Source organism: Mesorhizobium sp. M7A.F.Ca.CA.004.04.2.1 (assembly GCF_004022825.1).
GTDB lineage: Bacteria > Pseudomonadota > Alphaproteobacteria > Rhizobiales > Rhizobiaceae > Mesorhizobium.
On sequence record NZ_RZPH01000796.1, the window covers coordinates 1 to 2,843 of the forward strand.

The window sequence follows — 2,843 nt, forward strand, 5'->3', positions numbered from 1 at the left end:
CTGCCGCAGGCAGCCGCAGCGCTCGAATCGCAGCTGATCCAGAAGAACCCGGACATGCAGGAACTGATCGGCAAGACGATCAGCGAGAAGGCGCTGGCGCTGGCCTCGCGCCGCGCCGATCTCGAGAAGGAAGCCGCACTCGCCTACGCAAAAGTGTTCTCCGAAAAGGAACTGACCGACATCGCCGCCTTCTACAATTCCGATTCGGGCAAGAAGCTGCTCGATAGCGGCCCGACGGTGACCCGCGAACTGGTCAAGGCAGCCGACATCTGGCAGAACGGCCTCGGCCGCGATCTCGCCCAGCAGGTCGGCGAAACGCTGGCCGCAGCCGCCAAGGCAAAGGCGCAGGCTGCACCTGCCGCGCCCGCCGCCGGAGCCGCCGCTCCGGCCGATGGCGCAGCGCCCGCCGATGGCGCGGCCCCTGCGGACAACAACTGACCCCGCATTTTCAATGGCCTTGCGGCCTCCCGCGAAAGCCCGGCCTGTCCGGGCTTTTCTTTTGACGGTTTGCGGCCTACCTGTCTGACACATTTCTGAAGCCTGGGAGCCGCGTCATGGCTGGTTACGACTACGATCTTTTCGTCATCGGCGGCGGTTCGGGCGGGGTGAGGGCGGCGCGTGTCGCCGCGGCACTCGGCAAGCGTGTCGGCATCGCCGAGGAATACCGCTATGGCGGCACCTGCGTCATCCGCGGCTGCGTGCCGAAAAAGCTCTATGTCTATGCCTCGCAATTTCCCGAGCATTTTGCCGACGCCGCCGGCTATGGCTGGACGGTGCCGGAAGCCAGCTTCGACTGGCAGACGCTGGTCGCCAACAAGGATCGCGAGATCAGCCGGCTGGAGGCCATCTACGTCAGGAACGTCGAGGGCGCCGGCGGCGAGACCTTCCATTCGCGCGCCATGATCGTCGATCCGCATGTCGTGCATCTTCTGGGCGAGGATCGCACCGTCACAGCAGACCAGATCCTGATTGCTACCGGCGGCCGCCCGGCGGCGCATCCGGCGCTGCCCGGCCATGAACATTGTATCTTTTCCAACGAGGCTTTCGACCTCAAGAAACTGCCCAAGGCGATCATGATCGAGGGCGGCGGCTACATCGCCGTCGAGTTCGCCAACATTTTTCACGGTCTCGGCGTCGACACCACGCTGGTCTATCGCGGCAAGGAGATCCTGAGCCGGTTCGACATGGACCTACGGCGCATGCTGCACGAGACGATGGAAAAGAAGGGGATAAGGATCCTCTGCCATTCCGTGTCCGAATGGATCCGCAAGCGGCCGGACGGCCGGCTCGACGCGCTCGTCAGCGGCGGCGAGGTGCTGACCGTTGACCAGGTGATGCTGGCCATCGGCCGCATTCCCAACACCGAGAATATGGGCCTGGAAGGCATCGGACTGGAGATGACCAAGACTGGCGCCATCGCCGTCGACCAATATTCCCGCACCAACATCGACAACGTCTGGGCGATCGGCGACGTCACCAACCGCGTGCAGCTGACGCCGGTGGCGATCCATGAGGCGATGTGCTTCATCGAAACCGCCTTCAAGGGAAATCCGACCGCGCCCGATCACGAGACGATCGCGACCGCTGTCTTTTCACAGCCGGAGATCGGCACTGTCGGATTGTCGGAGGACGACGCCGTCAAGCGCTTCCCCGACATCGAGATCTACCGCGCGACATTCCGGCCGATGCGGCACACCCTGTCCGGGCGCGACGAGAAGATGCTGATAAAGCTGGTGGTCGATGGCGCGTCGAAAAAAGTGCTTGGCGCCCACATATTGGGGCCGGATGCCGGCGAGATGGCGCAGCTGCTCGGCATCCCGCTGAAGGCCGGCCTGACCAAGGACGATTTCGACCGTACGATGGCCGTGCATCCGACAGCGGCGGAAGAACTGGTCACCATGTACAAGCCGACCTATCGCGTGAAGGACGGCGAGCGCGTCGATTGACGGCAAATCCGGGTTGAGGAACTCCGCCGCGGCAAGGTCATGCCACGGCGGAGATAGTCGCTACAGAAGCGTGCCGCGCAGGATCACCAGCGCCACCGAAAAGTAGATCACCAGCCCGGTGACATCGACCAGCGTGGCGACGAACGGCGCCGATGCGCTGGCCGGGTCGAAGCCGATACGTTTCAAGGCGAACGGCAGCATCGACCCCGACAGCGAACCGAAGGTGACGATGCCGACCAGTGCAGCCCCCACCGTGGTAGCGATCAGCGGCCAGTGCGGGCCATAATCGTAGAAGCCCATATACTGCCACAGCGCGATGCGGCAGACGCCGACCACGCCGAGCATGGCGCCCAGCACCAAGCCGGTGGGCAGCTCGCGCAGCGCCACCCGCCACCAGTCGCCAAGACCGATCTCGCGCAACGCCAGCGCGCGGATGACCAGCGAGGTCGCCTGCGAGCCGGAATTGCCGCCGGAGCTCATGATCAGCGGGATGAACAGCGTCAGCACGATCGCCTTCTCCAACTCGCCCTCATAGCTCTGCATTGCGTTGGCCGTCAGCATCTCCGAGATGAACAGCGCGCACAGCCAGCCGCCGCGTTTCTTGATCATGGCGAGGAAGCTCATCTTCATGTACGGCTCGTCCAGCGCCTCCATGCCGCCGAAACGGTGCGCGTCCTCGGTCGTCTCCGCGACCATCGTGTCGATGATGTCGTCGATGGTGACGATGCCGAGGATCTTGCCATGGTCGACGACCGGAAGGGCGAGCAGATCGTATTTGGAGATCGTCTGCGCCAGGGTTTCGCGATCGGTCAGCGGGCCGACCGTCACCGGAAGGTGATCCGGCGCCACCGTCATGATCGGATCGTCAGGCTCACCGGTGATCAGCCGGCGCAGGCC

General features: G+C 64.2%; 3 protein-coding genes. 2 read left to right on the forward strand and 1 reads right to left on the reverse strand.

The window, feature by feature from the left end; all coding sequences use genetic code 11:
• Positions 1-438 (forward strand): DUF2059 domain-containing protein (locus EN893_RS27160; protein WP_128361916.1); only part of this gene is annotated, 438 nt, incomplete at its 5' end.
• 116 nt (positions 439-554) lie between these two features.
• On the forward strand, positions 555-1,946 hold the full coding sequence (gene gor, locus EN893_RS27165; RefSeq protein ID WP_127271266.1) for a glutathione-disulfide reductase: 1,392 nt from the start codon (positions 555-557) through the stop codon (positions 1,944-1,946).
• A gap of 60 nt (positions 1,947-2,006) precedes the next feature.
• On the opposite strand, the gene EN893_RS27170 is transcribed toward gor, so the two are convergent.
• A partial coding sequence (locus tag EN893_RS27170) for a magnesium transporter (protein ID WP_164901140.1) occupies positions 2,007-2,843 on the reverse strand: 837 nt, incomplete at its 5' end.

Bases quoted from the DNA above. Each gene is read 5' to 3' on its own strand.
- gor (WP_127271266.1), top strand. From the start codon at position 555: ATGGCTGGTTACGACTACGATCTTTTCGTCATCGGCGGCGGTTCGGGC.